Origin of the sequence: Mesorhizobium sp. B2-4-6, assembly GCF_006442775.1 — a bacterium.
GTDB lineage: Bacteria > Pseudomonadota > Alphaproteobacteria > Rhizobiales > Rhizobiaceae > Mesorhizobium.
Window position 1 is genome coordinate 1 of sequence record NZ_VFVI01000016.1, and the last position, 26273, is coordinate 26273.

Annotated in this window: 30 protein-coding genes; 13 read left to right on the forward strand and 17 right to left on the reverse strand. The window is 64.1% G+C overall.

Translation table 11 applies throughout. The features are described 5' to 3' along the window. Nucleotides 1–146: 146 nt before the first annotated feature. From ptsN to lptC, 6 genes are all read right to left on the reverse strand, one after another. Entirely contained in the window at nucleotides 147–611 is a 465-nt protein-coding gene (gene ptsN / locus FJ957_RS28275; protein WP_140836110.1) for a PTS IIA-like nitrogen regulatory protein PtsN, read from the reverse strand. Nucleotides 612–672: 61 nt separating this feature from the next. Next, nucleotides 673–1260 carry a ribosome-associated translation inhibitor RaiA gene (raiA, locus tag FJ957_RS28280; RefSeq protein WP_040997480.1) on the reverse strand — a complete coding sequence of 196 codons (588 nt, stop codon included), beginning with the start codon at nucleotides 1258–1260 and terminating at the stop codon, nucleotides 673–675. Between the two features lie 278 nt (nucleotides 1261–1538). Beyond that, nucleotides 1539–3068, reverse strand: coding sequence for an RNA polymerase factor sigma-54 (gene rpoN, locus FJ957_RS28285; protein ID WP_140836111.1), 1530 nt, complete (start codon nucleotides 3066–3068; stop codon nucleotides 1539–1541). Nucleotides 3069–3259: 191 nt separating this feature from the next. Continuing rightward, entirely contained in the window at nucleotides 3260–4078 is an 819-nt protein-coding gene (gene lptB, locus FJ957_RS28290; RefSeq protein ID WP_140644562.1) for an LPS export ABC transporter ATP-binding protein, read from the reverse strand. After that, nucleotides 4078–4671, reverse strand: coding sequence for an LptA/OstA family protein (locus FJ957_RS28295; RefSeq protein ID WP_140836112.1), 594 nt, complete (start codon nucleotides 4669–4671; stop codon nucleotides 4078–4080). Before FJ957_RS28295 ends, lptB begins: the two co-directional genes overlap by 1 nt. Further along, complete coding sequence (gene lptC, locus FJ957_RS28300) at nucleotides 4658–5371, reverse strand: LPS export ABC transporter periplasmic protein LptC (RefSeq protein WP_140644564.1); 714 nt, start codon at nucleotides 5369–5371, stop codon at nucleotides 4658–4660. The genes FJ957_RS28295 and lptC overlap by 14 nt, the downstream gene beginning before the upstream one ends. 389 nt (nucleotides 5372–5760) lie before the next feature. Between lptC and sppA the strand changes: the two genes are divergently transcribed. From sppA to FJ957_RS28320, 4 genes are all read left to right on the forward strand, one after another. Further along, on the forward strand, nucleotides 5761–6717 hold the full coding sequence (gene sppA / locus FJ957_RS28305; RefSeq protein ID WP_140836113.1) for a signal peptide peptidase SppA: 957 nt from the start codon (nucleotides 5761–5763) through the stop codon (nucleotides 6715–6717). 76 nt (nucleotides 6718–6793) lie between these two features. Then, nucleotides 6794–7078, forward strand: coding sequence for an integration host factor subunit beta (locus FJ957_RS28310; protein WP_027165368.1), 285 nt, complete (start codon nucleotides 6794–6796; stop codon nucleotides 7076–7078). Between the two features lie 61 nt (nucleotides 7079–7139). Next, nucleotides 7140–7472, forward strand: a complete 333-nt coding sequence (locus tag FJ957_RS28315; RefSeq protein WP_140836114.1) for a LapA family protein — start codon at nucleotides 7140–7142, stop codon at nucleotides 7470–7472. A 77-nt stretch (nucleotides 7473–7549) separates the two neighbouring features. After that, the gene (locus FJ957_RS28320; protein WP_140836115.1) at nucleotides 7550–8512 is read left to right on the forward strand and encodes an ornithine cyclodeaminase family protein; all 963 of its coding nucleotides are present in this window, start codon (nucleotides 7550–7552) and stop codon (nucleotides 8510–8512) included. Nucleotides 8513–8582: 70 nt separating this feature from the next. Here the strand turns inward: FJ957_RS28320 and FJ957_RS28325 are convergent, their stop codons facing one another. The 3 genes from FJ957_RS28325 to FJ957_RS28335 all read right to left on the reverse strand — a co-directional run bounded on the left by FJ957_RS28325 (nucleotide 8583) and on the right by FJ957_RS28335 (nucleotide 10166). After that, nucleotides 8583–9008 (reverse strand): EVE domain-containing protein, encoded by a 426-nt coding sequence (locus tag FJ957_RS28325; protein ID WP_140836116.1) that lies wholly within the window; start codon nucleotides 9006–9008, stop codon nucleotides 8583–8585. Next, nucleotides 9005–9385: a VOC family protein gene (locus FJ957_RS28330; RefSeq protein WP_140836117.1), complete on the reverse strand. Its 381-nt coding sequence runs from the start codon at nucleotides 9383–9385 to the stop codon at nucleotides 9005–9007. Before FJ957_RS28330 ends, FJ957_RS28325 begins: the two co-directional genes overlap by 4 nt. Before the next feature lie 70 nt (nucleotides 9386–9455). Next, the gene (locus FJ957_RS28335; RefSeq protein ID WP_140658047.1) at nucleotides 9456–10166 is read right to left on the reverse strand and encodes a YafY family protein; all 711 of its coding nucleotides are present in this window, start codon (nucleotides 10164–10166) and stop codon (nucleotides 9456–9458) included. Between the two features lie 101 nt (nucleotides 10167–10267). Between FJ957_RS28335 and FJ957_RS28340 the strand changes: the two genes are divergently transcribed. From FJ957_RS28340 to FJ957_RS28370, 7 genes are all read left to right on the forward strand, one after another. Further along, nucleotides 10268–10753 (forward strand): DUF1772 domain-containing protein, encoded by a 486-nt coding sequence (locus FJ957_RS28340; RefSeq protein ID WP_140836118.1) that lies wholly within the window; start codon nucleotides 10268–10270, stop codon nucleotides 10751–10753. An 88-nt stretch (nucleotides 10754–10841) separates the two neighbouring features. Then, complete coding sequence (locus FJ957_RS28345; protein WP_140836119.1) at nucleotides 10842–11924, forward strand: class I SAM-dependent rRNA methyltransferase; 1083 nt, start codon at nucleotides 10842–10844, stop codon at nucleotides 11922–11924. Then, nucleotides 11925–12785: an RNA methyltransferase gene (locus FJ957_RS28350; RefSeq protein ID WP_140836120.1), complete on the forward strand. Its 861-nt coding sequence runs from the start codon at nucleotides 11925–11927 to the stop codon at nucleotides 12783–12785. It begins immediately after the preceding gene. Nucleotides 12786–12795: 10 nt separating this feature from the next. After that, the gene (gene lspA / locus FJ957_RS28355; RefSeq protein WP_140836121.1) at nucleotides 12796–13284 is read left to right on the forward strand and encodes a signal peptidase II; all 489 of its coding nucleotides are present in this window, start codon (nucleotides 12796–12798) and stop codon (nucleotides 13282–13284) included. 54 nt (nucleotides 13285–13338) lie between these two features. Further along, nucleotides 13339–14328 (forward strand): MDR family oxidoreductase, encoded by a 990-nt coding sequence (locus tag FJ957_RS28360; RefSeq protein ID WP_140836122.1) that lies wholly within the window; start codon nucleotides 13339–13341, stop codon nucleotides 14326–14328. Between the two features lie 110 nt (nucleotides 14329–14438). Further along, the gene (locus FJ957_RS28365) at nucleotides 14439–16718 is read left to right on the forward strand and encodes a PAS domain-containing hybrid sensor histidine kinase/response regulator (RefSeq protein ID WP_140836123.1); all 2280 of its coding nucleotides are present in this window, start codon (nucleotides 14439–14441) and stop codon (nucleotides 16716–16718) included. Between the two features lie 183 nt (nucleotides 16719–16901). After that, nucleotides 16902–17789 carry a GNAT family N-acetyltransferase gene (locus FJ957_RS28370; RefSeq protein ID WP_140644577.1) on the forward strand — a complete coding sequence of 296 codons (888 nt, stop codon included), beginning with the start codon at nucleotides 16902–16904 and terminating at the stop codon, nucleotides 17787–17789. A 99-nt stretch (nucleotides 17790–17888) separates the two neighbouring features. Here the strand turns inward: FJ957_RS28370 and FJ957_RS28375 are convergent, their stop codons facing one another. Together FJ957_RS28375 and grpE are read right to left on the reverse strand one after the other, a co-directional pair. Continuing rightward, nucleotides 17889–18521: a trimeric intracellular cation channel family protein gene (locus FJ957_RS28375; protein WP_140836188.1), complete on the reverse strand. Its 633-nt coding sequence runs from the start codon at nucleotides 18519–18521 to the stop codon at nucleotides 17889–17891. A gap of 99 nt (nucleotides 18522–18620) precedes the next feature. Continuing rightward, nucleotides 18621–19253 carry a nucleotide exchange factor GrpE gene (gene grpE, locus FJ957_RS28380; RefSeq protein WP_140836124.1) on the reverse strand — a complete coding sequence of 211 codons (633 nt, stop codon included), beginning with the start codon at nucleotides 19251–19253 and terminating at the stop codon, nucleotides 18621–18623. A gap of 217 nt (nucleotides 19254–19470) precedes the next feature. Between grpE and FJ957_RS28385 the strand changes: the two genes are divergently transcribed. After that, nucleotides 19471–19671, forward strand: coding sequence for a hypothetical protein (locus tag FJ957_RS28385; protein WP_140836125.1), 201 nt, complete (start codon nucleotides 19471–19473; stop codon nucleotides 19669–19671). A gap of 21 nt (nucleotides 19672–19692) precedes the next feature. On the opposite strand, the gene FJ957_RS28390 is transcribed toward FJ957_RS28385, so the two are convergent. The 6 genes from FJ957_RS28390 to cysG form a co-directional block, all read right to left on the reverse strand. Further along, nucleotides 19693–20313, reverse strand: a complete 621-nt coding sequence (locus tag FJ957_RS28390) for a DJ-1/PfpI family protein (RefSeq protein ID WP_140644581.1) — start codon at nucleotides 20311–20313, stop codon at nucleotides 19693–19695. Between the two features lie 212 nt (nucleotides 20314–20525). Continuing rightward, nucleotides 20526–21059: a DUF934 domain-containing protein gene (locus tag FJ957_RS28395; protein WP_140836126.1), complete on the reverse strand. Its 534-nt coding sequence runs from the start codon at nucleotides 21057–21059 to the stop codon at nucleotides 20526–20528. A gap of 100 nt (nucleotides 21060–21159) precedes the next feature. Next, nucleotides 21160–21924 carry a phosphoadenylyl-sulfate reductase gene (locus tag FJ957_RS28400; RefSeq protein WP_140836127.1) on the reverse strand — a complete coding sequence of 255 codons (765 nt, stop codon included), beginning with the start codon at nucleotides 21922–21924 and terminating at the stop codon, nucleotides 21160–21162. After that, nucleotides 21899–23569 carry a nitrite/sulfite reductase gene (locus tag FJ957_RS28405; RefSeq protein WP_140836128.1) on the reverse strand — a complete coding sequence of 557 codons (1671 nt, stop codon included), beginning with the start codon at nucleotides 23567–23569 and terminating at the stop codon, nucleotides 21899–21901. Before FJ957_RS28405 ends, FJ957_RS28400 begins: the two co-directional genes overlap by 26 nt. A gap of 43 nt (nucleotides 23570–23612) precedes the next feature. Continuing rightward, the gene (locus tag FJ957_RS28410; protein ID WP_140836129.1) at nucleotides 23613–23915 is read right to left on the reverse strand and encodes a DUF2849 domain-containing protein; all 303 of its coding nucleotides are present in this window, start codon (nucleotides 23913–23915) and stop codon (nucleotides 23613–23615) included. Then, nucleotides 23912–25360, reverse strand: a complete 1449-nt coding sequence (cysG, locus tag FJ957_RS28415; protein WP_140836130.1) for a siroheme synthase CysG — start codon at nucleotides 25358–25360, stop codon at nucleotides 23912–23914. The genes FJ957_RS28410 and cysG overlap by 4 nt, the downstream gene beginning before the upstream one ends. A 416-nt stretch (nucleotides 25361–25776) precedes the next feature. Between cysG and FJ957_RS28420 the strand changes: the two genes are divergently transcribed. Then, the gene (locus FJ957_RS28420; RefSeq protein ID WP_140836131.1) at nucleotides 25777–26217 is read left to right on the forward strand and encodes a host attachment family protein; all 441 of its coding nucleotides are present in this window, start codon (nucleotides 25777–25779) and stop codon (nucleotides 26215–26217) included. The last annotated feature ends 56 nt before the right edge of the window (nucleotides 26218–26273 follow it).

A 26273-nucleotide genomic window follows, 5' to 3' on the forward strand; every position in this document is an offset into this window, starting at 1 on the left:
TGCAGAACCTGGCCCATAGCGCATCCTTTGATTCGGAAGATAAGGATGCCCCATCAAAGCCTGGGATCAAACATCTAACGCGACTCCACCTTCGAAATGAAAAGGGCCGCTCACGGCGACCCTCCGAAGATTTTAATCCTAAGATTTCAGGCCGCGTGCGAGGCCTGTGTGTCCGACAGCAAGGCGTGGATCGCCACGGCGTCGCGCGTCCCCCTGATCTTGGCCACGGTGTCGGCGTCGCGCAGCACGCGCGCGATGCGCGACAGCGCCTTGAGATGGTCGGCGCCGGCGCCTTCCGGAGCAAGCAGCAGGAACACCAGGTCGACCGGCTGGTCGTCGAGCGCCTCGAAATCGACCGGCGTTTCCAGTCGGGCGAAGACGCCGGCGATCCTCTTCACGCCAGCGAGCTTGCCGTGCGGAATGGCGATGCCGTTGCCGACGCCGGTCGAGCCTAGCCGCTCGCGCTGCAGAATGGTGTCGAACACCTCCCGTTCCGGAATCCCCGAAATCGCCGACGCCCTCTCCGACAGCAATTGCAGAAGCTGCTTTTTGGAATTCGCTTTCAACGTCGGCATGATCGCCGGAACGCTGATGAGATCACTGAGATCCATGCTTGAAAAATCCCTTGCTCGCCTGCCGCGCCAGTCGTCGCCCCCTTGCGCGGCTGGCTTTTTATCCCTGCGCGACTTTGGTCGTCGACGGATCGATCCAGCCGATATTGCCATCCGGCCGGCGGTAGACGATGTTGAGATGGTCGTTTCCGGCATTGCGAAAGACGAAAACCGGGCTGTCGCTGGTATCGAGCTCAATGACGGCCGACGCCACCGACATGGTCCGCAGCGTCATGCTTGATTCGGCGACGATGACCGGAGCGAAGTCCTCCGGAATATCTTCCTCATCGTCGGTGAGAGGAGCCATCACGGTATAGGCGATGTCGGTCGGCTCTTCGCCATTGCCGTTGCCCGTATTGCGCGACTTCAGCCGGCGCTTGTAGCGCCGCAGCCGTGTTTCCAGGCGGTCGGCGGCGGCCTCGAAGGCCAGCGTCGGATCCTGGGCGTCGCCGGTCGCCTGCAGCGAAGCGCCGGAATCGAGCCGGACCATGCAGTCGGCGGAGAAACGTGACCCCGATTTGATGACCGTGACATGTCCTGAAAAACCCCGATCGAAATATTTCTCGATCGCCTCGCCGACCCGGTCGTTGATGCGCGTACGGAACGCATCGCCGATGTCCATGTGTTTTCCCGAAATGCGTAGATTCATCTGAAAACTGACCTTCCTTGCTCAGGCTTCAAACTGTTCCCGAGTTTATACCCGTGGTGCGCGCGCACAAGCTTTGCAGCGGCCTGCGCGCCGATTTTAGACCCGAACTTTCCGGTTGATCACAAGTCGCCTTCTTGGCCGTCCGTGGCCTTGTCTGACGGACCCATTCGCAAGCTGGCATTACCGCCCTGCTCATGCGGGCGGGCTTCTAGCCACTTCATTGCAGCTTGTCAATCAAGCTTGGGAATTGTGGGGAACTGTCGGGATTCGGGGGTGGCCTAGCGGCCGGCGTTCGCCAGCGCTCGCTTCTCCCGCCGCCGCTGCACCGACGATGGAATGTTCATGCCTTCGCGGTATTTCGCGACGGTACGGCGCGCGATATCGACGCCGCTTTCCTTGAGCATGTCGACGATGGCGTCGTCGGAAAGCACGTCGGCGGGCTTTTCCTCGTCGATCATCTGCTTGATGCGGTCGCGCACGGCCTCGGACGAATGCGCTTCGCCGCCTTCGGCCGAGGCGATCGACGCGGTGAAGAAATAGCGCAGCTCGAAGACGCCGCGCGGCGTCAGCATGTATTTGTTGGCGGTGACGCGGCTGACGGTCGATTCATGCATGCCGATGGCGTCGGCCACCGTGCGCAGGTTGAGCGGCTTGAGGTGGCGCACGCCGTGGACGAGGAAGGCATCCTGCTGCCGCACGATTTCGGAGGCCACCTTGAGGATGGTCTTGGCTCGTTGGTCGAGACTGCGCGTCAGCCAGTTGGCGTTCTGCAGGCATTCGGCGAGAAAGTCCTTTTCCGCCTTGTCCTTGGCGTGGCTCGAAATGCGGGCGAAGTAGACATTGTCCACCAGCACGCGCGGCAGCGTATCGGCGTTGAGCTCCACCGCCCAGCTGCCGTCATTGGCGGCGCGGACCTCGACATCGGCGACGATCGCATCGCTCGCGCCGCCCGAAAACGCCAGGCCGGGGCGCGGATCGAGCGCGCGGATCTCGGCCAGCATGTCGAGCAGATCCTCCTCGTCGACGCCGCAGATGCGTTTCAGCGTCTGGAAATCCCGCCGCGCCAGAAGCTCCAGGTTGGCGACCAGCGCCTTCATCGCCGGATCGAGCCGGTCGCGCGCAGCAAGCTGCAGCGACAGGCACTCGGCAAGGTGGCGCGCGAAAAGTCCCACCGGCTCGAAGGTCTGGCAGACGCCAAGCACACGCGCCACCGCCGCCTCATCCACGCCGAGCCGGACCGCGATCTCATCGAGTTCGGAGCGCAAATAACCGGCCTCGTCGAGCCCGTCGGCCAGCTCACCCGCGATCAGCCGCCCGCCGGGGCTAAGCGAAGCAAGCGCGATCTGCTCGCCGACATGCTCGCGCAGCGTAATGGCGGCCGCCGCCATGTCGCCGACGTCGAACCCCTCGGACGACGCTGCGCCCGCGCCGCCCCCCGCGGCCGACTTCCATTGCGCCGTGAGATCCGGCCCCAGCCTCTCGCTGGTGCCTGGATCGTCGGGAAACAGGTTCTCCAGGGAAGAATCGAGCTTTTGCGAGATCGCTTCCGCGCTCCACTCCGTCTCGCCCTCGAACCAATCGCCTTCGGTATCCTTTTCCGGCGACGCCTCGCTTTTCTGGGACAGATCGCCGGCGGCATCGTCCTGCGGTTCGGCCCGTTCCAGCAGCGGGTTGCGCTCGATCTCCTCGTCGATGAAGCGCTCGAGCTCGACATGGGTGAGCTGCAGCAGCCGGATCGACTGCATCAGCTGCGGCGTCATCACCAGCGACTGGGACTGTCTGAGCTGCAGTTTGGCTGCCAGCGCCATGGTGTGAATCAAACGCCTCGTCTACGCATCGGACTGTGCCGAAGCAGATTTTCCCGGCCAGGCATAGAAACTGGCCCGGCTTTTGCTTGTCAAGGAAAACGCTAGCAGTTGCGGCTTACCGGAGCGTTATCGAGCGCTAAAATAACCGAAAGCCGTGACGCGGCCACCGAAACCGCGTCGGACCCCGCGGGTCAGAGCGTGAAGCCCTCGCCGAGATAGAGACGCCGCACATCGGCGTTGGCGACGATCTCGTCGGCGCGGCCATGCGTCAGCACCTGGCCGGCATGGATGATGTAGGCGCGGTCGATCAGGCCGAGCGTCTCGCGCACATTGTGGTCGGTGATCAAGACGCCAATGCCGCGCGCCGTGAGATGGCGAACGAGCTGCTGGATATCGGCGACGGCGATCGGGTCGATGCCGGCGAAGGGCTCGTCGAGCAGCATATAGGCCGGCCGCGTCGCCAGCGCCCGCGCGATTTCAAGGCGACGCCGTTCGCCGCCCGACAGCGACATGGACGGCGCCTTGCGCAGATGGCTGATGTGAAACTCCTCGAGCAGCTCGTCAAGCGTGCGCTCGCGTTCCTTGCGGCTCTTTTCCACCACCTCCAGCACGGCGCGAATGTTCTGCTCGACATTCAGGCCGCGAAAGATCGACGCTTCCTGCGGCAGGTAGCCGATGCCGAGGCGGGCACGCCGGTACATCGGCATCGAGGTGACATCGAAGCCGTCGATCTCGATCGAACCTTCGTCGACGGGAACAAGGCCGGTGACCATGTAGAAACAGGTGGTCTTGCCTGCGCCGTTGGGGCCGAGCAGGCCTACGGCCTCGCCGGCGCGCACGCCAAGCGTCACCCCGCTCACCACCTTGCGGCCCTTGTAGCTCTTGGTCAGCCCCTTGGCGATCAGGGTGCCCTTGAACTTCGCCTTGTCGGTGCCGACCGTCGCCGGCGCAGCGGGTTGTGCGGCCGCCCGTCCCGGAAGACGGGCCAGCAGCGAAGTCACGCCGGCCATTACTTGCTCGACGCTCCCTGCTGCTGCGCGTCCTGTTTCTGCGGCTTGAACATCATGATGACGCGCGGACAGCCCTCGACGTTGCCGAGGCCGCTCTTCATCTGCACGGTGAGCTTGCAGCCCTTGAGCACATTGTCGCCCTGCGACAGCACCACTTCCTTGCCGGAAAGCACCAGCACCTGCGTCTTCATGTCGAATTTGCCGGTGTCGCCGGTGGCGATCTGGTCGTTCGATTTGATGTAGACTTTGTTCTCGACCTCGAGGTGGTCGATATTGGCGGCGCCTGTCATCGCCGATGCGCCGGCCGCCGCGCTTTTGTCAGCTTTTGGGTCCTTGACGTAGTAGACCGTCATCTTGCCGGCCTTGAGCAGGGTCGGCCCCTGATTGACGGTGACATTGCCGCTGAATATGGCCATGCTGTCGGCCTGGCGGACCTCAAGCTTATCGCTTTCGATCTGGATCGGCTGGTCGCCTGACAGTTTCAACCCAGGGATCTGGCTGGTCGCGCTCGATTGCGCGAACGAATGCGCGGTTGCCAAAAGCAGCAATGCGGAAGCAGCGCCCGGAAGCCATGCGGATTTACTGCGACGCATTCTGTTCTCCACCGTTTACCCCCGCTGCCTTCAGCGCAGTTGGATCTATGTTGACGCGAACCCGGTTCTCGAAGACCACGAGCCTGCCATTGTCCTCGACCGACATCGAGTCCGCGGTGATGCGCGACCCGCCACGGCTGACGTCGACCGGATTGCTCGTCTTCATAGAGCCTTTGCCCATGTCTAGGAAGATCGATTTGAACTTCGCCACCAGGCCGTCCGTCGTCGTCACGCTGACCTCGCTGGTCAGGTCCATCGTATTGGCGTCGCGATTGTAGATACCGTGCGCGGCGTCGACTGACACGATGTTGTCGGTGGCGACGGGCAGTTTGGCATTGATGCCGTCGAGGTCGATGACGGCTTGCTGCCCGACATCCTGCGTCGCCCTGGTCGCCGTCAGCGAATAGGGCAGCTTCTGCTTGGTGAAGCCGTTGAGCTTCGGATTGGCCATCACCAGCTTGCCGTCGGAGAACGCCGTGCCATCGGCCTGCACCGAGACGGACAGGGGCGCCTTGAGGTAGGAGTAGACCGGAAAGGCGACGGCGATCGCGACCGCGAGCAGCGGCACGGCGAATTTCAGCACGCGGACGCGGCGCGAGTGCCGTTGCGCGCGGTTGAAGGCATCGCCACGCGTGCCGTCTTGGCTCGCGGGAGCCGATGCCTCACCGGCATCGCTCGTTTCGTCAGATCGCGCCAACATGACTTTTCTAATGGACCTTTGCCCGGCCAAACACCGCCTATAGGTGGTATGCCGGCACCTACAAGCAAGCACAAGCGGAGGAAAACTGCAAAAATGTGACAACTGCCGCCCGCAAAATCGAGAGGAATCCGGCGAGACGGCTTGTACTTCATAGCAGGATACGGACTGCTTGCGTTAATTTTTCGTGAGGCCGGCGTCAACGCCGAAGTCCGAAACCGGCCTTTCAAGGCGATTCCAGGACAAGTGCGGACGGTTTCCGACGGGAATTGCATCAGGACAAGAAATAGAGCGTGTGACCGTTCCGTGAAGCGGTGACCGCTCCAGGAAACGGTAGCCGTGCGCCGAGGCTTGCTTTAAAAGCGTGCTTCCACCCATCCATGAGGCTGACGATGGCAATGAGAGCCGACGACCTGATCGACCGCCGCCGCTTGCGCCGCAAGCTGACGTTCTGGCGCGTCGCCGCGTTTCTGGTTCTGGCGGCAGCAATTATCGCCTTCTCGGCCTGGGTCTATGACGACAATTTTACCGGCCAGGCAGTGCCTCATATCGCCAAGGTCAAGATTGAAGGCACCATTACCGAGGACGAGGAACTACTCAAAAGGCTGGAAGCTATCCGCACGTCGCCGGAGGTGAAGGGCGTCATTCTCTCGATCGATTCGCCCGGAGGCACCACGGTCGGCGGAGAGTCGATCTTCGAGCAGGTGCGCAAGCTTGCCGGCGACAAGCCGGTGGTGGCCGAAGTCGGCACGCTGGCGGCATCCGCCGGCTATATGATCGCCAGCGCTACCGACCACATCGTCGCCCGCAAGACCTCCATCGTCGGCTCTATCGGGGTGCTGATCCAGTATCCGGACGTCAGCGGCCTCATGGATAAGCTCGGCATCAAGCTTGAGGAAGTGAAATCGTCGCCGCTCAAGGCTTCGCCCTCGCCCTTCAAGCCGACCAATGACGACGAGCGCGCCATGGTGCGCAAGCTGATCCTCGACAGTTACGACTGGTTCGTCGGCATCGTCGCCGACCGCCGCAAGATGACGCATGATCAGGCGCTGGCGCTGGCCGACGGTTCGATCTTCACCGGCCGCCAGGCTTTGGCCAACCATCTGGTCGACGCCGTCGGCGGCGAGCAGGAGGCGATCGATTGGCTGGCGACGAAGGGCGTGGACGGCAAGCTCAAGGTCGTCGAGTGGAAGGACAAGGACAGGCGCGGGGGTTTCCTGTTTTCCCAGTCGATCGCAAAAATGGCGGCCAAGGCGCTCGGCCTGCCCGATGCCGGCGGCGATGTCATTCACGAGCTCGGTGCCGACCGCTTGTTTCTTGACGGTCTCGTTTCGGTCTGGCACCCTTGAGGCGCCGTTGGTACCAGCCAAAAAAGCAATAAAATCATCCTGATAATCGATCGCTTGGTTTTACGGGGAACGTTGTATGATCAAATCCGAGCTTGTGCAGATCATTGCTGCACGCAACCCGCACCTTTTTCTGCGCGATGTCGAAAACATCGTCGGCGCGATCTTTGACGAGATCACCGATGCGCTTGCCGAGGGCAACCGGGTCGAGTTGCGCGGTTTCGGCGCCTTTTCGGTGAAAAACCGTCCCGCCCGTACCGGCCGCAACCCGCGCACTGGCGAATCCGTCGAAGTCGAGGAAAAGTGGGTGCCGTTCTTCAAGACCGGCAAGGAGTTGCGCGAAAGGCTGAACGGCGGCAAATAGGCGCCGCGCCGGCGGGTTGAAACGGGATCTTGGCGCAAAGCCGCTTCACCATGGAGATCTGATGTTCAATCGCTTCATCCTCGTCGTGGTCTTCGTGCCGCTGGCCATCATCCTGATCGCGCTTGCCGTCGCCAACCGCGGCCCGGTTGCCTTCACGGTCGACCCATTCCACCCCGGCAACCCGGCGCTGACGCTGAGCCTGCCGCTTTTCATCTTCCTGTTTCTGGCTTTGGCCATCGGCATGGTCGTCGGCAGCCTGGCCACCTGGGTGAAACAGGGTCGCTATCGCAAGCTTGCGCGCCAGCGCGGTCTCGAGGCGGAGAACCTGCGCCAGGCAGTCAGCCGCGCGCCCGTGGCGCCCAACGGACCGGCGCTGCCCAAGCCGACGAACTAGAGCATGATGCCGAAAACTGCCAAGCGGCTTTCGGGCGACATCATGCTCAGTCCAAGTAACGCCTCACGGAGTCTCCGATGCTGACCATTTCGGCCGCCGAGGTCGACCGCGCGCTGACCTTTCCGGGCCTTGTCGAGACATTGCGCACCGCCTTCCGTGAAGGCGCCGTGCAGCCGGTTCGCCATCATCATGGCGTGGAGCGCCCGGATGGCGCCGCCTCGATCCTGCTTTTGATGCCTGCCTGGACCGACTTCAACGCCGCGGGCACCTCCGCGGGAGGCCACATCGGCGTCAAGATCGTCACCGTGTCGCCGGACAACAACACAAAAGGCAAGCCGGCGGTGATGGGCCTCTACCTTTTGCTCGACGGCGTCACCGGCGAGCCGCAGGCGTTGATCGACGGCCAGCGGCTGACCCAGTGGCGCACGACCTGCGCCTCGGCGCTCGCCGCTTCCTATCTCGCCCGCAAGGACGCCTCGCGGCTTCTGGTGATCGGCGCCGGCGCGCTGTCGCCATTCCTTGCCAAGGCGCATTCGGCGGTCAGGCCGATCACATCCATCCGCGTCTGGAACCGCACGCCGGCCAATGCCGAAAAGGTGGCGGCCGCCTTGCGCGCCGAAGGCCTTCCGGCGAGTGCCGCCGGCGATCTCGACGCCGAGCTTGCCGAGGCCGACATCGTCGCCTCGGCGACGATCTCGAACACGCCGCTGGTCAAGGGCGCGCTGCTGAAACCGGGCGCCCATGTCGATCTCGTCGGCGGCTTCACGCCCGACATGCGCGAGGCCGATGACGACGCCATTTCCCGTGCCCGCGTCTATGTCGACACCCGCGCCGGCGCCACCAAGGAGGCCGGCGACATTGTCCAGCCGCTGGCCTCGGGCGTGCTGAAGCCGGAAGCGATCGTCGCCGATCTGCACGAGCTCGCGCGCGGCGAGAAACAAGGCCGGCAAGACGACAGCGAGATCACGCTGTTCAAGTCGGTCGGCGCGGCGCTCGAGGATCTCGCCGCCGGCATCGCCGTCTACAAGGCGCTCAAGTAACCGCTAATGCATGTCGCGCAAAAGTGACCTCGGTTTTGCGACAACGACATGCATCAAGCAACGACCTAATTTAGGTCAGGTTGGCTCCCATCGCTTCGCCGATCAGCCGGAAATCACGCTCGCTGATCTCGAACAGGCCGAAGCGCAACTGGTAGCCCCAGTTCGGCTTGCCGGCGGTAAAATCCAGCTTGTCGAGCAACGGCTTGATCGGCGCTTCCTTGGCCTCGCGCCAGTCGACGTCGCGCCGCGCGGGCGTGAAACCGCCGCCCATGACGCCCTCATAGACTTCCCCTTGCCGCACCGTGCCTATCGCCGTGAAGGATTGCAGCCGGTCTTTCTCGCCGAGCACGGTGCTCGGCGAGTAGTAAACGATGCCGTCGCCGGGCTTGATGCGGCGCAACGGGGCCGCCTTGCCGTGATTGACCTGCATGAAGCCATCTTTGCGGCCGATCCGCACATGCTCGGCCGATGCGACCGCGACCCAGAAGGCGCTCATCCTTGCGCTCTCTCGAATGGCCAGTAGACGCGCAGACGATGATTGTCCGGATCGAGCGCGACGAAGGTACGGCCGAAATCGAGATCGGTTGGGGCCTGCAGCACGTCGAGGCCTCTGCCAGTCCAATCCGCGTGGGTGGCATCGACCGCCGCCGCGTTCTCGACGGCAAGCACAAGCTCGCCACCACCGCCTGTGGCCGTCGCAGCCGGCTCCACCGTGTGGCGTGACCAGAGGCCGAGCTTGAAACCCTTGTCGAGCACGAACATCGCGAAGGTCGGCGAGGATTCGACCGGCTCGCGTCCAAGCAACGAGGCGTAGAACGCACCGCTCCTTTCCGGGCTGTCCACATAGAGGATGACGAAATTCGGCGTGGTCATGTCTGATCTCCACAGTGCCTGAACCTTGGGAACCATACGCGGGCCTGCTGTCAGATTCTGGCAGCAGCGATCAGCCGGAGGCGTCTTTCGCTCCATTCTGTCCTGGCGCATCGAGCGTCGCCCGCCATTCTTTCAGCATCGCCTGGCGGCGGCGCGGATAGCGGATGTCGGTCGCTGTCAGGTCGGATATCCGGTCGGCGCGGAAATGCCGGAAATCCTGGCGCGTTTCGCACCACGCCGCCATCACCCGCACCTTGTCGAAGAAGGCGAGCGCGAATGGCCAGACCACGCGCTTCGACGTCGAACCGCCGGCATCGCGATAAAGGAAGCCGAGCTTGCGCTCCTCGCGGATCGCCTGCCGCACGACACCGAGGTCGATCGTTTCGACGCTTTCCGATCGCGGTCCGACAAGCAGCGTTGTTGCGTCGAGGTCCTCGCGCAAATCGTCCGGCAGCACCGCCGCGATCTTTGCCAGCGCATCGGCCGCGGCGGCGGCCAACCTTTTATCCGGCTGCTTCGCCACCCAGCGCGACCCGAGCACGATCGCCTCGATCTCCTCGTCGCTGAACATCAAAGGCGGCAGCATGAAGCCGGGCTTCAGCACATAGCCAAGCCCGGCCTCGCCTTCGATCGGCGCGCCCTGCCCCTGCAGCGTCGCGATATCGCGATAGAGCGTGCGGATCGAGACGCCCATCTCGTCCGCAAGCATGCGGCCACTCACCGGCCGGCGGTGGCGGCGCAGGATCTGGACGAGGTCGAGCAGGCGGGCTGAACGGGACATGATTGGCTAACCGGTGTGTTGGACAATAGGGCTGGCCCGCACATAACGGCAAGCAGACCGATGCCGCGGAACGCCCGCGTCCCGCTCCCGTTGTGTCCGCAATGGAGATGCGCGGATTCCTGCTGTTCTGGTCGGTGCTGACCGCTTTCGTCGCGGCGCTCAGCCTTGGGCCCTCCTTCGCCCATGTGCTGGAATCGCTGCCCAGGTTGACCAGATGGTCGCCGGCGCTCTGGCGTGAGGCGACGGTCTTCAATGCGCAGTTCCAGCTCTTTGCCGTGATCGGAGCGCCGTTGGACGTCGTGGCGATCCTCTGTCCGGTGTTGCTTGCCTGGATGCTGCGCGGTCAAGCGGCGGCCTTCTGGTTCGTGCTCATCGCTACGTTGCTCTATGCGGTCTCGCTGGCGCTCTGGTTCGGCCTGGTCAAACCGGCCAACGACATTCTGGCGACCTGGGCGCCCGGACCGATCCCGGACGATTTCGAGATCGTCCGGCTCCGTTGGGAGACCGGCCACATGGCGGTGACCGTGGCGAAGGCGCTTGGCTTCGTTTCGCTTTGTTTCGGCCTGCTCGGTGTCCGGCAAGGCTGATGATCCCACCATTGAATGAGCCGCGCTTTGTTGCGCCGGTGGGCTGAGCTGTGGCAGAAGCGGGCCGAACCGCCGGAGAGGATCCTTCTTGAAATCTTTTCGCGACAAACGCCGCGATGGCCGCCCGCATCCCGCAAGGGCGGAACAGCCCGGCCCGCGTGATGCGTTCCCGACCGGACGTCAGCAGGCCGCACCCGCCGAGCGACGTGAAACGAGACCGGCGGACCGGCAGGACGCCAAACCGGCGCCGCGCGTGCTCGCGCGCCGCGAGGGCGTGCTGCCCGCCGAACGCCTGCCGCTGATCCTCGAAGTCGCGCCCAACGCCGATTACGCGCTGCTGGACAGCGGCGCCGGCGAGAAGCTCGAGCAATACGGCCCCTACCGCATCGTGCGTCCCGAAGGCCAGGCGATCTGGCAGCGGGCCCTTCCGGCGAAGGAATGGCAGCGCGCCGACGCCGTCTTCACCGGCGACACCGACGAGGAAGGCATCGGCCGCTGGCGCTTTCCGAAAGCGCCGCTTGGCGAAACCTGGCCGATGAAGCATGACGGCATCGACTATCTCGGCCGTTTCACCTCGTTTCGTCACGTCGGCGTCTTTCCGGAACAGGCTTCGCATTGGGACCATATGGCGGGGCTGATCGCGGCGGCGAAGCGACCGGTCAAGGTGCTGAACCTGTTCGGCTATACCGGTCTCGCCTCGCTGGTGGCGGCCCGCGCCGGCGCCGAGGTCACCCATGTCGATGCCTCGAAGAAGGCGATCGGTTGGGCGCGCGAGAACCAGGAAATGGCCGGCCTTGCCGATAAGCCGATCCGTTGGATCGTGGAGGACGCGGTGAAATTCGCGGAGCGCGAGGAGCGCCGCGGCAGCCGCTACGACATCGTGCTGTTCGACCCGCCGGCCTATGGCCGCGGTCCCAAGGGCGAGGTCTGGCAATTGTTCGAGGACCTGCCGGGCCTCACCGACCTCTGCCGCTCGATCCTGACGCCGAAGCCGCTCGCCGTCGTTCTCACCGCCTATTCGATCCGCGCCTCCTTCTTCGCCATCCATGCGCTGATGCGCGATACCTTCGCCGGCATGGGCGGCACGATCGAATCCGGCGAACTGGTCATTCGCGAGAAATCGGCCGGCCGCGCGCTGTCGACCTCGCTGTTCTCGCGCTGGGTGGCTTGAATGACGGCACATGACGGCGCGCGCCCTGTCGGGCAAGTCAAGGAAGTCACCAGCCTTGCCAATCCCCTGGTCAAGGACATCAAGGCGCTCGCGCTCAGGAAATTCCGCGACCAGCAGAGCGCCTTCATGGCCGAGGGCCTGAAGCTGGTCATCGACGCGCTGGACCTCGGCTGGTCGATCAGGACCTTGGTCTTCGCCAAGGCCGGACGCGGCAACGCGGCCATCGAAAAGACCGCCGCGCGGACCGTTGCCGCCGGCGGCACGGTGCTCGAAGTATCGGAAAAGGTGCTCGCGGCCATCACCCGCCGTGAAAACCCGCAAATGGTTGTCGGTGTCTTTGCGCAGCAGACCGTGCCGCTGAAGGACGTCCGCGCCAGGGACGGCGATGTCTGGGTGGCACTCGACCGGGTGCGCGACCCCGGCAATCTCGGCACCGTGATCCGCACCGTCGACGCCGTCGGCGCCAAGGGCGTCATCCTGGTCGGCGACACCACCGACCCGTTCTCGCTGGAGACGGTGCGCGCCACCATGGGCTCGATCTTCGCCGTGCCGGTCGCCAGGGCGACCGAGCAGGCCTTCCTTGCCTGGCGGCGCGATTTTTCCGGCCTGGTCGCCGGAACGCACCTCAAGGGCGCGGTCGACTATCGCTCCGTCGATTTCTCCAGGGGGCCGGTCTTGCTGCTGATGGGCAACGAGCAGCAGGGCCTGCCGGACAGCCTCGCCGAAAGCTGCGACCGGTTGCTCAGAATCCCCCAGGCAGGCCGGGCCGATTCGCTCAATCTGGCCGTCGCCACAGGCGTGATGTTGTTCGAGATCCGGCGCGGCGCGTTGAAGCTCGAGCCTGCCAACGACAGCCGATGAGGACTGCTAAGTGAAATCCTGGTCCCCTTACGTCGTGCTGGTCGTCATCGCCATTGCGCTCGACCAGTGGATCAAGCAACTGGTCGAGAACGGTCTCGCCTTTCAGGAGAAGGTCGATCTCCTGCCGTTCCTGGCGCTGTTCCGCACCTACAACACCGGCATCGCCTTCTCGATGTTCCAGTCCTTCGGCGATACCGGCCTGGTGGTCATCGCCGTGCTCGTCGTCGCCTTCGTGCTCTACCTCGCCACGCGCACGCCGGCCGGTCATGTCGTCGCCCGTATCGGCTTTGCGCTCATCATCGGCGGCGCGCTCGGCAACCTCATCGACCGCGCCGTCTACGGCCACGTCATCGACTACATCCTGTTCCACACGCCCGTCTGGTCCTTCGCGGTGTTCAATCTCGCCGATGCCTTCATCTCGGTCGGCGCCGCGCTTGTCGTCTTCGACGAGCTGATCGGCTGGGGCCGCGAGGCCAAGCCGCAGGATCCGGGCAATTGACCTCACGCGGGTGAAACCGCAGACTTCTCAACAGCCAGAACCGAGGAGAAAAAAATGTCGGATACCTTCAAAGCCATCCGCGTTTCGCGCGATGCGGAAAAGAAGCAGTCCGTCGATGTCGTCGACCTCACCGAGGCCGACCTGATGGAAGGCGATGTCACCGTCGCCGTCGAGGCGACGACGGTGAACTATAAGGACGGCCTCGCCATCACCGGCAAGGCGCCGGTCGTGCGACGCTGGCCGCTGGTTCCAGGCATTGATTTCGCCGGCACCGTGATCTCCTCCTCGCATGTCGACTGGCGCAAGGGTGACAAGGTGATCCTTAACGGCTGGGGTGTCGGCGAGACGCATTACGGCGCCTATGCCGGCCGCGCGCGCGTCAAGGGCGACTGGCTGGTGCCGCTGCCCGAGGGCATGAGCGCGCATGATGCGATGGCCGTCGGCACGGCGGGCTACACGACAATGCTCTCCGTCATGGCGCTGGAACGGCACGGCATCGTGCCGGACCGCGGCCCGGTGGTGGTGACGGGCGCCGCCGGCGGCGTCGGCTCGGTCGCCATCTCGATCCTGTCGAGCCTCGGCTACCATGTCATCGCCTCGACCGGCCGCAACGCCGAAAGCCCCTATCTGATCGACCTCGGCGCAGCCGAGGTGATCTCGCGCGAGGAGCTCAGCCAGCCGGCGAAGCCGCTTGCCAAGGAGCGCTGGGCGGGCGGCGTCGACTCGGTCGGCAGCCATACCTTGGCCAATGCGCTGTCGATGACCTCCTATGGCGGCGCGATCGCCGCTTGCGGTCTGGCCGGCGGCATGGACCTGCCGGGAAGCGTCGCGCCCTTCATCCTGCGTGGCGTCTCGCTGCTGGGCATCGATTCGGTGATGGCGCCGAAAGCGGTCCGCCTGGAGGCATGGCGCCGCATCGGCACCGATCTCGACTTGAAGAAGCTGTCGACATTGTCGCGCACGATCGGTTTCGACGGCATTGTCGCCGCCGCGCGCGACATCGTCGAAGGCAAGATAAGGGGCCGCGTCGTCGTCGATATGTAGTTGGAAATGGCGGTTTCGCCCGCGCATGCGGTGGTTAGAATCCGCGCAATCGGTAAAATTCGAACGATCCGTCCCAGTCTTCCATAATTTCTGTCTGGCATGGTCTGCGCATGGTCGCGGACTCCGACATCAGACAGAACAGCAAAGCCGCGGACGCTGACAGGCTCATACCCGATGCGCCGAAGCGGCAGATGCTCGTCGCGCCGCCGCTGGCCCCTGAATTGCCTGCGGCCAGCCACGAAGGCTTGCCGTTCCTGACGATCGTCGCCATCGCCGTCATGGCGGGGCTGGCGCATCTTACCGGCGCGCCGCTCATCGTCACAATCGGCCTTGCCGCCGCCGCGCTTGCCGGCCTTGCCATGCATCTGCGCAGCCGTCGCGACGAGCGGCGCACCGCAGCGCTTCTCGACGAGACCGCCGCCCGCAGCCGCGCCGAGATCGAGACTCTCGCCGATCGCATGTGGGAGATGCAGGAGAGCGAGGAACGCTTCCGCGGCCTGATCGACGCGCTTGGCGACCTCGTCGTCCACCGCGATCGCGACGGCCATATCGTCTATGCCAACAGCGTCTTTGCCTCGCTTGTCGAGACCGACCCGCGCGATCTCGCCGGCAAGACCTTGTCCGAGCTTGGCATCGATGTCGGCATCGTCCCCGATGCCGCCTTCTCCGATCATGAATGCCTGAGTTCCACCGATGTCGCGATCCGCACACCGAACGGACCGCGCTGGTTCTCCTGGATCGAATTGTCGGTGCGCGACAAGGACACGGGCGCGGTCTCGCACCGCGCGATCGCCCGCGACATCACAGCCCGCAAGCGCGCCGAATCCTCACTGATCACCGCGCGCGAACGGGCCGAATACGCCAGCCTGGCCAAATCGCGCTTCCTGGCCACCGTCAGCCATGAAATTCGCACGCCGATGAACGGCATCATGGGCATGGCGAAGTTGCTTGCCGACACCGACCTCTCGCCCGAGCAGCGCACCTATGTCGGCGCCGTTTCCACCTCGGCCAGCGCGCTGCTCGCGCTCATCGAGGACCTGCTCGACTATTCCAAGATCGAGGCGGGCCGCTTCGAGCCCGAGCCGCAGCCGACCTCGCTGCGCGAGATCGCCGACAACATCATCGAGCTTCTGGCCGCGAAGGCCTTCGCCAAGAACATCGGCCTCGGCTGCCATGTCGAGCCCGACGTGCCGCAGATGATCACCGCCGATCCCGGCCGCGTGCGCCAGGTGCTGCTCAACCTCATCGGCAATGCGGTGAAGTTCACCGACACAGGCGGCGTGCTGCTCACCGTGGCGCGCGCCCGCACCGAAACCACGGACCGCATCTGCTTCACCGTCGCCGACAGCGGCCCGGGCCTGCGCGAAGAGGACATGGAGCGCATCTTCGAGGAATTCGAGCAGTCCGACGGCACCTCGACCAGGGTGCATGGCGGCGCGGGTCTCGGTCTTGCCATCTCGAAGCGCCTGGCGACGGCGATGGGCGGCGCGATCTCGGTTTCGAGCCGGCTCGGCGAAGGGTCCGAATTCGTCCTTGAGCTTCCGGCAGTCGCCGCGACCGAGCCGCCGCCGCATCGCCACAACATCCTTGCCGACCGGCGGGCGGTGATATTGTCGAAAAACGCCATCGAGGCCGATGCCATCGCCCGCACGATCATGGCCCATGGCGGCATCGTCGAGATCGCGGCGACACCAAGCCAGGCCGCCCCCTTCGCTGCCGGCTGCAACGTGCTCCTGATCGACGCCGCGCTCGAAAACAGCGACGGCAGGTTGCTCAAGCGGTTGCGCGACTCGGGCTTCGCCGACTGCGAGGCCGTCACGCTGATCGCGCCGACCGATCGCGGCATGCTCGGCGAATTCCGCGCCAGCGGCTACGCCACCTTCCTCGCCAGGCCGGTGCGCGGCGAGACCCTGCTGCGCGTGCTGTTGACCAGCCATGGCTCCACGCTCGCCCAGCCGCGGCCGGAGCCGCGCGGGGCGCCCTCGGTGCGCAAGCGCGACCAGGGCCTGTCGGTGCTGATCGCGGAAGACAATGACATCAACGCCATGCTCGCCCGTGCCACGTTGCTGAAGGCCGGGCATCGCGTCAAGATCGTCGGCAACGGCAAGGCCGCGGTCGATGCCGTTACCGATGCCGGCCTCAAGTTCCGCTTCGATGTGGTGCTGATGGACCTGCATATGCCTGTCATGGACGGGCTGGACGCGATCGCCGCCATCCGCCGTCATGAAGAGTCCCTGGCAATGCCGCCGATCCCGATCATGGTGCTTTCGGCCGACAGCCAGGAAAAGACCCGGCATGCCGTGCTCGCCCATGGCGCCAGCGGGTTCGTGACCAAGCCGCTCGACCCGGACGCGCTCGTCCAGGCAGTCGAGGGCCAGGTTGCCGCCTGAGGAAATTTTTAACCCTTGAACGCCTTGGCTTGCCTGGCTTTCGCGATCACAAGATAGCCGGTTGAGGGTATTGCCCAGCCGACAAAGTATTGCCCGCCACGTCGTATCACGGTACTGTCACAATCCTGTTGCACCTACACCGTATCCCCGTGCCAAGAGGGATGGCTCGAAGGAGAATCACTCGTGCATACAGTCGTGCCTGAATGTGACACTCGGCCGAATGCCGGCGGCGCCCTGCTCGCCGCCCGTACCGCCGACGCCGTCGCAAGCGGTGCTCCGCTGGGCCGCATCGGCAATCTCGAAGTGCGGCTCGCCCGCAACGAGGCCGAAATCGCCGCCGCCCAGGAAGTGCGCTATCGGGTATTCTACGACGAGCTCGGCGCGAGGAAGGACCTGTTCCAGGCGCAGGACCGGCGCGACGCCGACCGTTTCGACCCGCTCTGCGATCACCTTCTTGTGTCCGATACCTCCCTGCCCGGTCCCGAGCATCGCCGCATCGTCGGCACCTACCGCTTGCTGCGGCAGGAGATCGCCACGGCCGCCGGCGGCTTCTATTCCGAAGGCGAATTTGAGCTCACCAAGCTGATCGCGCGGCATCCCGGCCAGCGCTTCCTCGAGCTCGGTCGTTCCTGCGTTCTGCCGGAATACCGCTCAAAGCGCACCATCGAGGCGCTCTGGCAAGGCATCTGGGCCTATATCAACCATTACGGCATCGGCGTGATGACCGGCTGCGCCTCCTTCCATGGCATCGTGCCGGCGGCGCATGCCGAGGCGCTGACCTATCTCGCTCATCATTGCCGCACCGACTCCGCCTGGGATGTCCGCGCGGTTCCGGGACGCTACTGCTCCATGGACCTGATGCCGATCGAGGCGGTGAACACCAAGGCGGCGATCGCCGCCATGCCGCCGCTGGTCAAGGGCTACCTGCGCGTCGGCGCCCGCATCGGCGACGGCTGCGTCATCGACCACGAATTCTCGACCGTCGACGTCTTCGTCGTCATGCCGGTCAAGGAGATCGGCGCCCGCTACGTCAACTACTATGGCGGCGAAGGCCAGCGCTTCGCGGCGTGATTCTAGTGAGTAGTGGGTAGTCATGGACACCATCGCTCGAGCTTTGTCACTACTGACTACTGACTACTGACTACTGACTACTCACTAACCCCTACTCCCTCACGGAATATCCTCCGGCCTTCGCCCCGGCCGGCTCTTATAGGCCGGAAACGACCAGCCGAATTTAAGCGCCCCGCCGCGCACCATGAATGCGCCCGCGAAGCCGAGCAGGCTGGACGCCAGCGCAGGCAGGCCGGCAAGATCGCCAAGGGTGAAGATGGTGGCGCCGGCAAGGGCGGCCGTGACATAGATCTCGGGCCTGAGCAGAACCGACGGCTCGCCGGCCAGCAGGTCGCGCAAAATGCCGCCGAAGGTCGCTGTCAGCACGCCCGTGATGACCGACACGACGGGCGAGCCGGTGATCGCCAGCCCCTTGGCCGCGCCCATCACCGAAAAAGCGGCAAGTCCGATGGCATCGAGCCAGAGCAGCAATTTGTAGCGGGATTCGAACCGGTGGGCGCTGAAGAAGACCAGCACCGCGACCACGGCGCAGATCAGCACATATCCGCTGTTGGCGACCCAGAACACCGGCAGGTTGAGGATGACGTCGCGCAGCGTCCCACCGCCGATTCCGGTGACGCTGGCCAGGAACAGGAAGCCGATGATGTCGAGCTCTTTGCGCGACGCCGCAAGCGCGCCCGTCGCCGCGAAGACGGCGACGCCGGCATAGTCGAGCAACGCGATGGGGTTCATAGAGTGAGTAGTGAAGTAGTAAGTAGTGAATGGCAACTGCGCCACTTGGCCGGCGTGACGCTCAAAGATCGCTGCTACTCACTACTCACTACTCACTATTCAAGCATCCTTCTCGGCCTGCTCGTTCACCGGACCCGGCTCGACCTTGGCCTCGGCGGCGGTCTTCGGGCCGCCCTTGGCGACACCGACCATCGCCGGCCGCAGCACGCGCTCGCCGATCGAATAGCCCGGCTGAACCACCTGGACGACGGTGCCGGCCGGAACCTCCGGATTGGGCACCTCGAACATCGCCTGATGGAAGTTCGGATCGAACTTCTCGCCTTCGGGCGCGAGTTTCTTCACGCCATGGCGTTCCAGTGCCGAAAGCATGGCGCGCTCGGTAAGGTCGACGCCTTCGATCAGTGACTTGAAGCCGGCGTCGCCGCCAGCCTTCGCCTCGGCGGGGATCGCATCCAGCGCGCGGCGCAGATTGTCGGATACCGACAGCATGTCGCGCGCGAAATTGGCGACGGCATAGGTGCGGGCGTCCTGCACGTCGCGCGCGGTGCGCCGCCGCAAATTCTCCATTTCGGCCGCCGTGCGCAGCGCGCGGTCCTTCAGTTCCTCGTTTTCCTTCAGCAGCCGCACCAGCGCTTCGTAGTCGCCGTCGACGCCACCTTCCGCGCGCTCGCCGGAAGCCTGGGTGGCTTCCATATCTTCGGGCGTGCGTTCGTCTTTTGCCTGGTCGCTCATCGCGTTTCCCGTCATTCGGATTGGTCAGGATTTGCGCCCGATATCGAGGTTTGGAAGCGAAAAATCAAGGGGTAAGCGCTGGCGGCCGATGTCGGGCCGTCATTCCAAATTAATTCAAATTTTACCGTATCACGCGGCTTTGCTTGCCCTCAAATGCCGTTGCGGGAACCATAAGCGGGCTGGAGGAGTTTCGAAGCCAACACAGGATTTTGGGGCTATGAACCGCAACAAAGGCAACAGGCGCGCCGAATTGGCCAACGATATCAGGCGGCAGGCGGGCAGCGAAGCGACCAAGCGCTTTCTGCGCACCTTGCCCGTATTTCGCCTGGAAAAGGAAATGCCCCGGCAACTGAGCGACCTACTTGACCGCCTCGGCGGCGCAGAGGCCAGGAATGTAGGCGGCGGGCGGCGTCAGTAGCCGCGCGCCGCGACTGACGATTCAAGCCGCCTTCCGGTCGTCACGCATCAGCGCTTCGCCATGGCGGATCTCGGTGCCGAGCACTTTCAGGCATTCGCGCATGAAAGCGGCAAGGCCAGGCCACCCCTTGGCTGAAACCAGATTGCCGTCGACATGCGCGCCGGTCGGCGCGACATCGATATAGATGCCGCCGGCAAGCGTCACTTCCGGCTCGCAATAATGCAGCGCCGCCACTTCCTTGCCGCGCACCACGCCGTCGACCGCGATCAGGATCTGCGCGCCATGGCAGATGGTGAAGATCGGCTTGCCGGTCTCATGGAAATGCCTGACCAGCGCCTGCACGCGCTTGTCGATACGGATATATTCCGGCCCCCGCCCGCCTGCCGCGTAGACCGCGTCGTAGTCGGCGGGGTTCACCTCGGCGAAGGTCTTGTTGAGGATGTAGTCGTGGCCGAGTTTTTCGGTATAGGTCTGGTGGCCCTCGAAATCGTGCAATGAGGTCTTGAGCACGTCGCCGGCCTTCTTGTCCGGGCACACGACATGGACGGTATGGCCGACCGCGTGCATGGCCTGTTCGAAGACGAAAATCTCGTACTCCTCGCTGAACTCGCCAACGAGCATCAATATTTTCTTGCCTGCCATGTTGCTTCCTCCCTTAGCTGACTATTATTTCGCGGCTCGAAATAATGAACCTATCCTAAGGGCAGGCCAGCCAAAGAGGAAGCCTGAATCGCCAATGTGGTCTGACCAGAATAATACAGGTTGCGTTCCAGGCCTGTCTTGAGCAGATTTGGCCGACAAAATACGCAACGGTGGTCGGACCAGGATGATCCAGCTTGCTGCACAAGTCTCGATCAGCTGGGCCGCTTGCGCCGCCAAGAATATTTCGGCCCTTTGGGCTCCTGTTCCACGGCCGGCTGATAGTACACCGGCAGGCCACCGGTCCGGCCTTCCTCAAGACGCTTCAACAGCACCGGATTGGAGACCTCGAACTCGTCGAAGCCGAGCCGCAGCATGTGCGGCAACTGGTCGACCAGAACTTGCCCAGTGGCGCGCACCGCGCCCTTGAAGTTATGCCGGGCCCGCAGCAATTCGCCCTTGGAAAAGGAGCGGCCGTCATTGAAGGCCGGGAAGGCAAGCGCCACCAGCGACAACTGGTCCAGCAGGCCGGTGATCTTGTCGAGCTCGTCGCCCGGCTGCAGCAGGACGCCGATGCGCTCGCGCGCCGACTTGCGGACCTCGTCGTCGAGCCCGAGAAAGGCCTGCAGCGGCAGGATGAAGCGGCCATTGCCGGCAAGCGCCTCGGCGCCTTCGGCGTGGGTCCACTCGTCCTCGCGAAAACCGTCCGGGGTCCAGAGGCGGATCCCCGCTTTCGTCGATCCAGTCATCAAAAATCCTAAAGTTCCAGATTGTCCCAGCGAACCGGCAGACCGCCAGCAACCGGAAGCCGTCGCTTGCGAACCGGCGTCACGTGAATAGCGATATACCCTAAAGTGAGGCGTCGGTCAGCGACTTCTCCAAACCGGAGAGGTGGATGCCGCACTCGGTCTTGGCGTGGCCTGCCCAGCGGCCGCTGCGCGTATCCTCGCCCGGTTGCACCGGCTGCGTGCAGGGGAAGCAGCCGATCGAGAGATAGCCATAGGCGACCAGCGGATTTTCGCGCAGCGCATGCGCGCGCATGTAGTCGGCCTGGTCGGCGGTCGTCCAATGCGCCAGCGGATTGATGCGGATGCGCGAGCCGACCGCCTCGAAGACGGGCAGTGCCGCGCGCGTCGAAGCCTGGAAGCGCTTGCGCCCGGTGAACCAGGCGCGGAACGGCTCGACGCCCCGCGCCAGCGGCTCGACCTTGCGCACATTGCAGCAGGCGTCGGTGTTGGTCTCATGCAGCCTGCCGGTCGGATCGACCTGTTCGAGCGCGGCCTCCTGCGGCTTGATCACCCTGATATCGGTCAGGCCGAAATCGGCGACCAGCGCGTCGCGATAGCCGAGCGTCTCCTCGAAATGCTTTCCGGTATCGAGGAAGATCACCGGCAAGGTTCGGTCGATCTCCGAGATCATGTGCAGAAGCACGGCGGAATCCGCACCGAAGGACGACACCGCGGCGACCTCGCCGCGGAAAGCTTCGCGCACCGAGCGCTCGATGATCTCGATCGGCTTCAGATGGCCGAGCAGCGCGTCCAGCCCGGCCGCTTCCGCGGCAACCCCGGCCTCGACGCCGCCTACCCTGTCAAGCGGCCTTGGTTTCGCCAGCATAGAGCGCCTCCTTGAACGGCGCGGGACCGACACGGCGGTAGGCGTCGATAAAACGTTCGTCGGGGTTGAGCCGAAGGCCGAGATAGGTATCGACGATCTGCTCGATGGCATCGGTGATCTCTTCCGAGGAGAAGCCGCGGCCGATGATCTCGCCGACCGAGGTGTTCTCGTCGGCCGAGCCGCCGAGTGTCACCTGGTAGAGCTCGGAGCCCTTCTTCTCCACCCCCAGGATGCCGATATGGCCGACATGGTGGTGACCGCAGGCGTTGATGCAGCCGGAGATCTTCAGCTTCAACTCGCCGATCTCGCGCTGCCGCTCCAGCGAGGCGAAGCGGCGCGAGATTTCCTGTGCCACGGGAATGGAACGCGCCGTGGCCAGTGCGCAATAGTCGAGGCCGGGGCAGGAGATGATGTCGCTGATCAGGTTGGAATTGGCGGTCGCCAGGTCGATCTCGACCAGCGCGTCATAGACAGCCTTGAGATCGGCGCGCGCCACATGCGGCAGGATCAGGTTCTGCTCGTGGCTGACGCGCAATTCGTCGAAAGCATATTTCTCGGCAATGTCGGCCACCGCTTCCATCTGGCTGTCGGTGGCGTCGCCGGGCACCTCGCCGATGCCCTTGAGCGAAATCGTCACCGCCGCATAGTCGGGATGGCGATGCGTCACGACATTCTGGTCGAGCCATTCCGAAAAGCTCCTGGAATCGAGCCTGGCCTGTTTCACCAGCGCATCGCCTTCGGGCCGATCCGTCAGTGCGGGCGGCGCGAAATAGGCGTTGATGGCCTGAATGTCGGCCTCCGGCAGCTTGAGCTCGGCGTCCTTCAGCTCCTGCCATTCGGCCTCGATCTGGCGGGTGATCTCCTCCACGCCGGTCTCGTGCACAAGGATCTTGATGCGCGCCTTGTACTTGTTGTCGCGGCGGCCATAGAGGTTGTAAACGCGCAGGATCGCCGTGCAGTAGGAGAGGAGGTCGGCTTCCGGCAGGAAGTCGCGGATTTTTCTCGCCACCATCGGCGTGCGGCCCTGGCCGCCGCCGACATAGACGGCAAAGCCAAGTTCGCCGGCCGCGTTCTTCTTCAAATGCAAGCCGATGTCATGCGTCTGGATGGCGGCGCGGTCGCGCTCGGCGCCAGTCACGGCGATCTTGAACTTGCGCGGCAGGAATGAGAACTCCGGATGCACAGAAGACCATTGGCGCAGGATTTCCGCATAGGGACGCGGATCGGCGACCTCGTCGGCGGCGGCACCGGCGAAATGATCGGCGGTGACGTTGCGGATGCAGTTGCCGCTGGTCTGGATGGCATGCATCTCGACGCTCGCCAGATCGGCCAGGATCGCCGGGATGTCCGACAGCGCCGGCCAGTTGAACTGGATGTTCTGGCGCGTGGTGAAATGGCCGTAGCCCTTGTCGTATTTGCGCGCAATGTGGCCGAGCATGCGCAACTGCCGGCTGTTCAGCGTGCCGTAGGGCACGGCGATGCGCAACATATAGGCGTGCAGCTGCAGATAGACGCCGTTCATCAGCCTGAGCGGCCGGAACTGATCCTCGGTGATCTCGCCGGCAAGCCGGCGCTGCACCTGATCGCTGAACTCGGCGACGCGGGCGTGAACGAAATCTTGGTCGAACTCATCGTAACGGTACATGCTTCGTCTTTCCGGGCGCGTCCGCCCGCTGTTTCCTAAAACTCTACGCCCTGATTGCTTCCGGGGCCGCCTGCTTGCCAAGATCGGTGCGGATGGTCGGGCCCGCGGCGCGGATCTTTTCGCGCAGCCGCACCGGCTCGACCAGACCATCGACCACGGTGACGTCGATCAGGTTGACGTCGACCACCTCATTGTTGGCGGCGGCAGCGGCGCCGATCGCTTCGAGCCGATCCTCCGCCGCCTTGTCATGTGCGACATCGGCATGACCGACAGTCTCCGCCCAGCCGCCATCGGCGTACCAGACGGCGATGCCGTCGGAGAGCCTGTTCGCAGTCAGAACCTTCATTGCTTAACTCCTTCGGCGACGGCGAAAGCCGCGCCCTCACGCTTATGTGCCGCGAGCGGCTCGGATTGTTCAAAATTGGCGCCGGCGACCGCGTCGCCGATGATGGTCATCACCGGGCCGGTAAGGTCGACGCGCTCCTCCAGCGACGGCAGATCGGCCAGCGTGCCGTGGAAACGGCGGCGCTCGCCAAGGCTGGCGTTCTCGACGACGGCGACGGCGGTGTCCGGCGACAGCCCCGCTTCGATCAGTCGGCCGGCAACCTCGGCCGCGACCGAACGCCCCATATAGACGGCGACGGTCGCACCCGAGATGGCGAGCTTGGCCCAGTCGGGCAGCGAGTTGCCCTTGAGATCGTGGCCGGTGGTGAACACCATCGATGACGAAACGCCGCGCAGCGTCAGCGGCAGCTCGAAATCGGCGGCGGCGGCGAAGGCGGCGGTGACGCCCGGAACCACTTCATAGGCGATACCGGCCTCGCGAAGTGCTGCCATTTCCTCGCCTGCGCGTCCGAACACCAGCGGATCGCCGGACTTCAGCCGCACCACGTGCTTGCCGGCGCGGCCAAGCTCGATGAGCAGCGCATTGATTTCAGCCTGGCTCTTGGAATGGCAGCCCTTGCGCTTGCCGACCGGCAGGCGCTCGGCGTCGCGGCGGCCCATGGCCACGATCGCCTCCGGCACCAGCGCGTCGTAGACGATGGCATCGGCTTCCATCAGCAGGCGATGCGCACGCAAGGTCAAAAGGTCCTCCGCGCCCGGACCTGCGCCGACCAGCGCGATATGTCCCTCTACCGGAGCATCCTGGGCCAAAAGCTCGAGCGTCGCGCCATGCGCCTGAGCGAATTCGCCGGCTTCGATGGCCTTGGCCGGCGCGCCGGCGAAGAAATCGCTCCAGAAACGGCGGCGGCGATTGCCCTTCGGCAGCGTCTCGGCGGCGGCGCGGAACGACGCGGCAAGCGCCGCCAGCCGGCCGAGCGACGGCGACAGCATGCGGTCGATACGCCCGCGCAACATCTGCGCCAGGACCGGCCCAGCGCCTTCGGTGCCGATGGCGATGGCGACCGGCGCCCGGTTGACCAGCGCCGGTGTGAAGAAATCGCAAAGCTCCGGACGATCGACGGCGTTGACCGCGATGCCCAGCCGGCGCGCATCCTCGACGACGCGGCGGTCGACCGCTTCATGGCCGCTGGCCGCGAACACCAGGACAGCACCTTGGAGATGCACGGCCTCATAGGCCGTTTTGATATGAACGGCGCCGGCCGACGCGATGAAATCCAACAGGCCGTCGCTGGCATTGTCGGCAACGATGCGCAGCACCGCGCTCGATTGCGAAAGCAGCCGCGCCTTGGCAAGCGCCTCCTCGCCATTGCCGACAATGGCTACGGCTTCGCCGTTGACCCGCATGAAAACGGGAAAGGCATTGAGCTTGGCGTTGGTTGGCGACATGGCGATGAACAATACTGGAACAGTTTGGCAGTTTTACGCGGCCACGCCAAAAACCAGAAGGCAAGCACTCGCGCGGCGCCGAACGGCAGGCAATCGCTTTTTCGCAACCGCGAAGGGCAAGAGAAAAAAATTCTACTTTGAGAATGAAGCAATCAGAACGGCATGAGAAACTGCCTTGATCCGACGCAATTTTTAGCGCCTTGGCTGGAAAGCCGCAAAACAGTTTTTTCTAAATTCTACTAAGTTAGTAGATTAAAGCCTACCTTGGCTGTTCGGCGCCAGCCTCATCGGCTGAGAGTGATCGAAGCGCCATCGCCAGATCGGAACAATCATGCTTCGCGGCTCGTTTGCTTAGCAGTCCATTTGTCGATCCGAAGCTCCATCGATCGGCAATCGTGCAAGCAAGGAGGAACGCGATGAGCATCAAGCTGAAGCACGGATTATGGGTCGTCGTGGCCGATGGCGAGAAGGCACTCTTCCTGCGCAACCAGGGCGACAGCAAGTTCCCGAATTTGGAAGTGATGCAGGAGATGGAGCAGGAGAATCCGGCCACGCGCGAGCAAGGCAGCGACAAGCCGGGCCGCCAGAGCAACGAGGGTCCCCGCAGCGCCGTCGAAGAAACCGACTGGCACCGTCTCGGCAAGGAGCGCTTCGCCGTCGAGATTGCCGACCGGCTCTACAAGCTCGCGCATCGTGGCGCGTTCGACGCGGTCGTGCTGATCGCACCGCCGCAGGTGCTTGGCGAGATGCGCCAGAAACTGCACAAGGAGGTCGGTGAGAAGGTACAGGCGGAAATCCCGAAGACGCTCACCAACCACACCATTTCCGACATCGAGAACCTGCTTCAGGCGGCATGAAGCGGCGGAACGAACGCAGTTTCGAAGCCTGATTGGTCTAAGAGCCGTCTCTTTGG

Coding starts and splice junctions, on each gene's coding strand:
- lptB (WP_140644562.1), bottom strand. CDS start 4,078: ATGGCCGGCGTGACTTCGCTGCTGGCCCGTCTTCCGGGACGGGCGGCC.
- FJ957_RS28405 (WP_140836128.1), bottom strand. CDS start 23,569: ATGTACCGTTACGATGAGTTCGACCAAGATTTCGTTCACGCCCGCGTC.
- lptC (WP_140644564.1), bottom strand. CDS start 5,371: ATGTTGGCGCGATCTGACGAAACGAGCGATGCCGGTGAGGCATCGGCT.
- sppA (WP_140836113.1), top strand. CDS start 5,761: ATGGCAATGAGAGCCGACGACCTGATCGACCGCCGCCGCTTGCGCCGC.
- FJ957_RS28335 (WP_140658047.1), bottom strand. CDS start 10,166: ATGTCCCGTTCAGCCCGCCTGCTCGACCTCGTCCAGATCCTGCGCCGC.
- cysG (WP_140836130.1), bottom strand. CDS start 25,360: ATGTCGCCAACCAACGCCAAGCTCAATGCCTTTCCCGTTTTCATGCGG.
- grpE (WP_140836124.1), bottom strand. CDS start 19,253: ATGAGCGACCAGGCAAAAGACGAACGCACGCCCGAAGATATGGAAGCC.
- FJ957_RS28350 (WP_140836120.1), top strand. CDS start 11,925: ATGACGGCACATGACGGCGCGCGCCCTGTCGGGCAAGTCAAGGAAGTC.
- FJ957_RS28400 (WP_140836127.1), bottom strand. CDS start 21,924: ATGCTGGCGAAACCAAGGCCGCTTGACAGGGTAGGCGGCGTCGAGGCC.
- FJ957_RS28420 (WP_140836131.1), top strand. CDS start 25,777: ATGAGCATCAAGCTGAAGCACGGATTATGGGTCGTCGTGGCCGATGGC.
- FJ957_RS28375 (WP_140836188.1), bottom strand. CDS start 18,521: ATGAACCCCATCGCGTTGCTCGACTATGCCGGCGTCGCCGTCTTCGCG.
- FJ957_RS28340 (WP_140836118.1), top strand. CDS start 10,268: ATGGAGATGCGCGGATTCCTGCTGTTCTGGTCGGTGCTGACCGCTTTC.
- FJ957_RS28330 (WP_140836117.1), bottom strand. CDS start 9,385: ATGACCACGCCGAATTTCGTCATCCTCTATGTGGACAGCCCGGAAAGG.
- FJ957_RS28295 (WP_140836112.1), bottom strand. CDS start 4,671: ATGCGTCGCAGTAAATCCGCATGGCTTCCGGGCGCTGCTTCCGCATTG.
- rpoN (WP_140836111.1), bottom strand. CDS start 3,068: ATGGCGCTGGCAGCCAAACTGCAGCTCAGACAGTCCCAGTCGCTGGTG.
- FJ957_RS28315 (WP_140836114.1), top strand. CDS start 7,140: ATGTTCAATCGCTTCATCCTCGTCGTGGTCTTCGTGCCGCTGGCCATC.
- FJ957_RS28365 (WP_140836123.1), top strand. CDS start 14,439: ATGGTCGCGGACTCCGACATCAGACAGAACAGCAAAGCCGCGGACGCT.
- FJ957_RS28320 (WP_140836115.1), top strand. CDS start 7,550: ATGCTGACCATTTCGGCCGCCGAGGTCGACCGCGCGCTGACCTTTCCG.
- FJ957_RS28395 (WP_140836126.1), bottom strand. CDS start 21,059: ATGACTGGATCGACGAAAGCGGGGATCCGCCTCTGGACCCCGGACGGT.
- FJ957_RS28325 (WP_140836116.1), bottom strand. CDS start 9,008: ATGAGCGCCTTCTGGGTCGCGGTCGCATCGGCCGAGCATGTGCGGATC.
- FJ957_RS28410 (WP_140836129.1), bottom strand. CDS start 23,915: ATGAAGGTTCTGACTGCGAACAGGCTCTCCGACGGCATCGCCGTCTGG.
- FJ957_RS28310 (WP_027165368.1), top strand. CDS start 6,794: ATGATCAAATCCGAGCTTGTGCAGATCATTGCTGCACGCAACCCGCAC.
- FJ957_RS28385 (WP_140836125.1), top strand. CDS start 19,471: ATGAACCGCAACAAAGGCAACAGGCGCGCCGAATTGGCCAACGATATC.
- FJ957_RS28390 (WP_140644581.1), bottom strand. CDS start 20,313: ATGGCAGGCAAGAAAATATTGATGCTCGTTGGCGAGTTCAGCGAGGAG.
- ptsN (WP_140836110.1), bottom strand. CDS start 611: ATGGATCTCAGTGATCTCATCAGCGTTCCGGCGATCATGCCGACGTTG.
- FJ957_RS28360 (WP_140836122.1), top strand. CDS start 13,339: ATGTCGGATACCTTCAAAGCCATCCGCGTTTCGCGCGATGCGGAAAAG.
- raiA (WP_040997480.1), bottom strand. CDS start 1,260: ATGAATCTACGCATTTCGGGAAAACACATGGACATCGGCGATGCGTTC.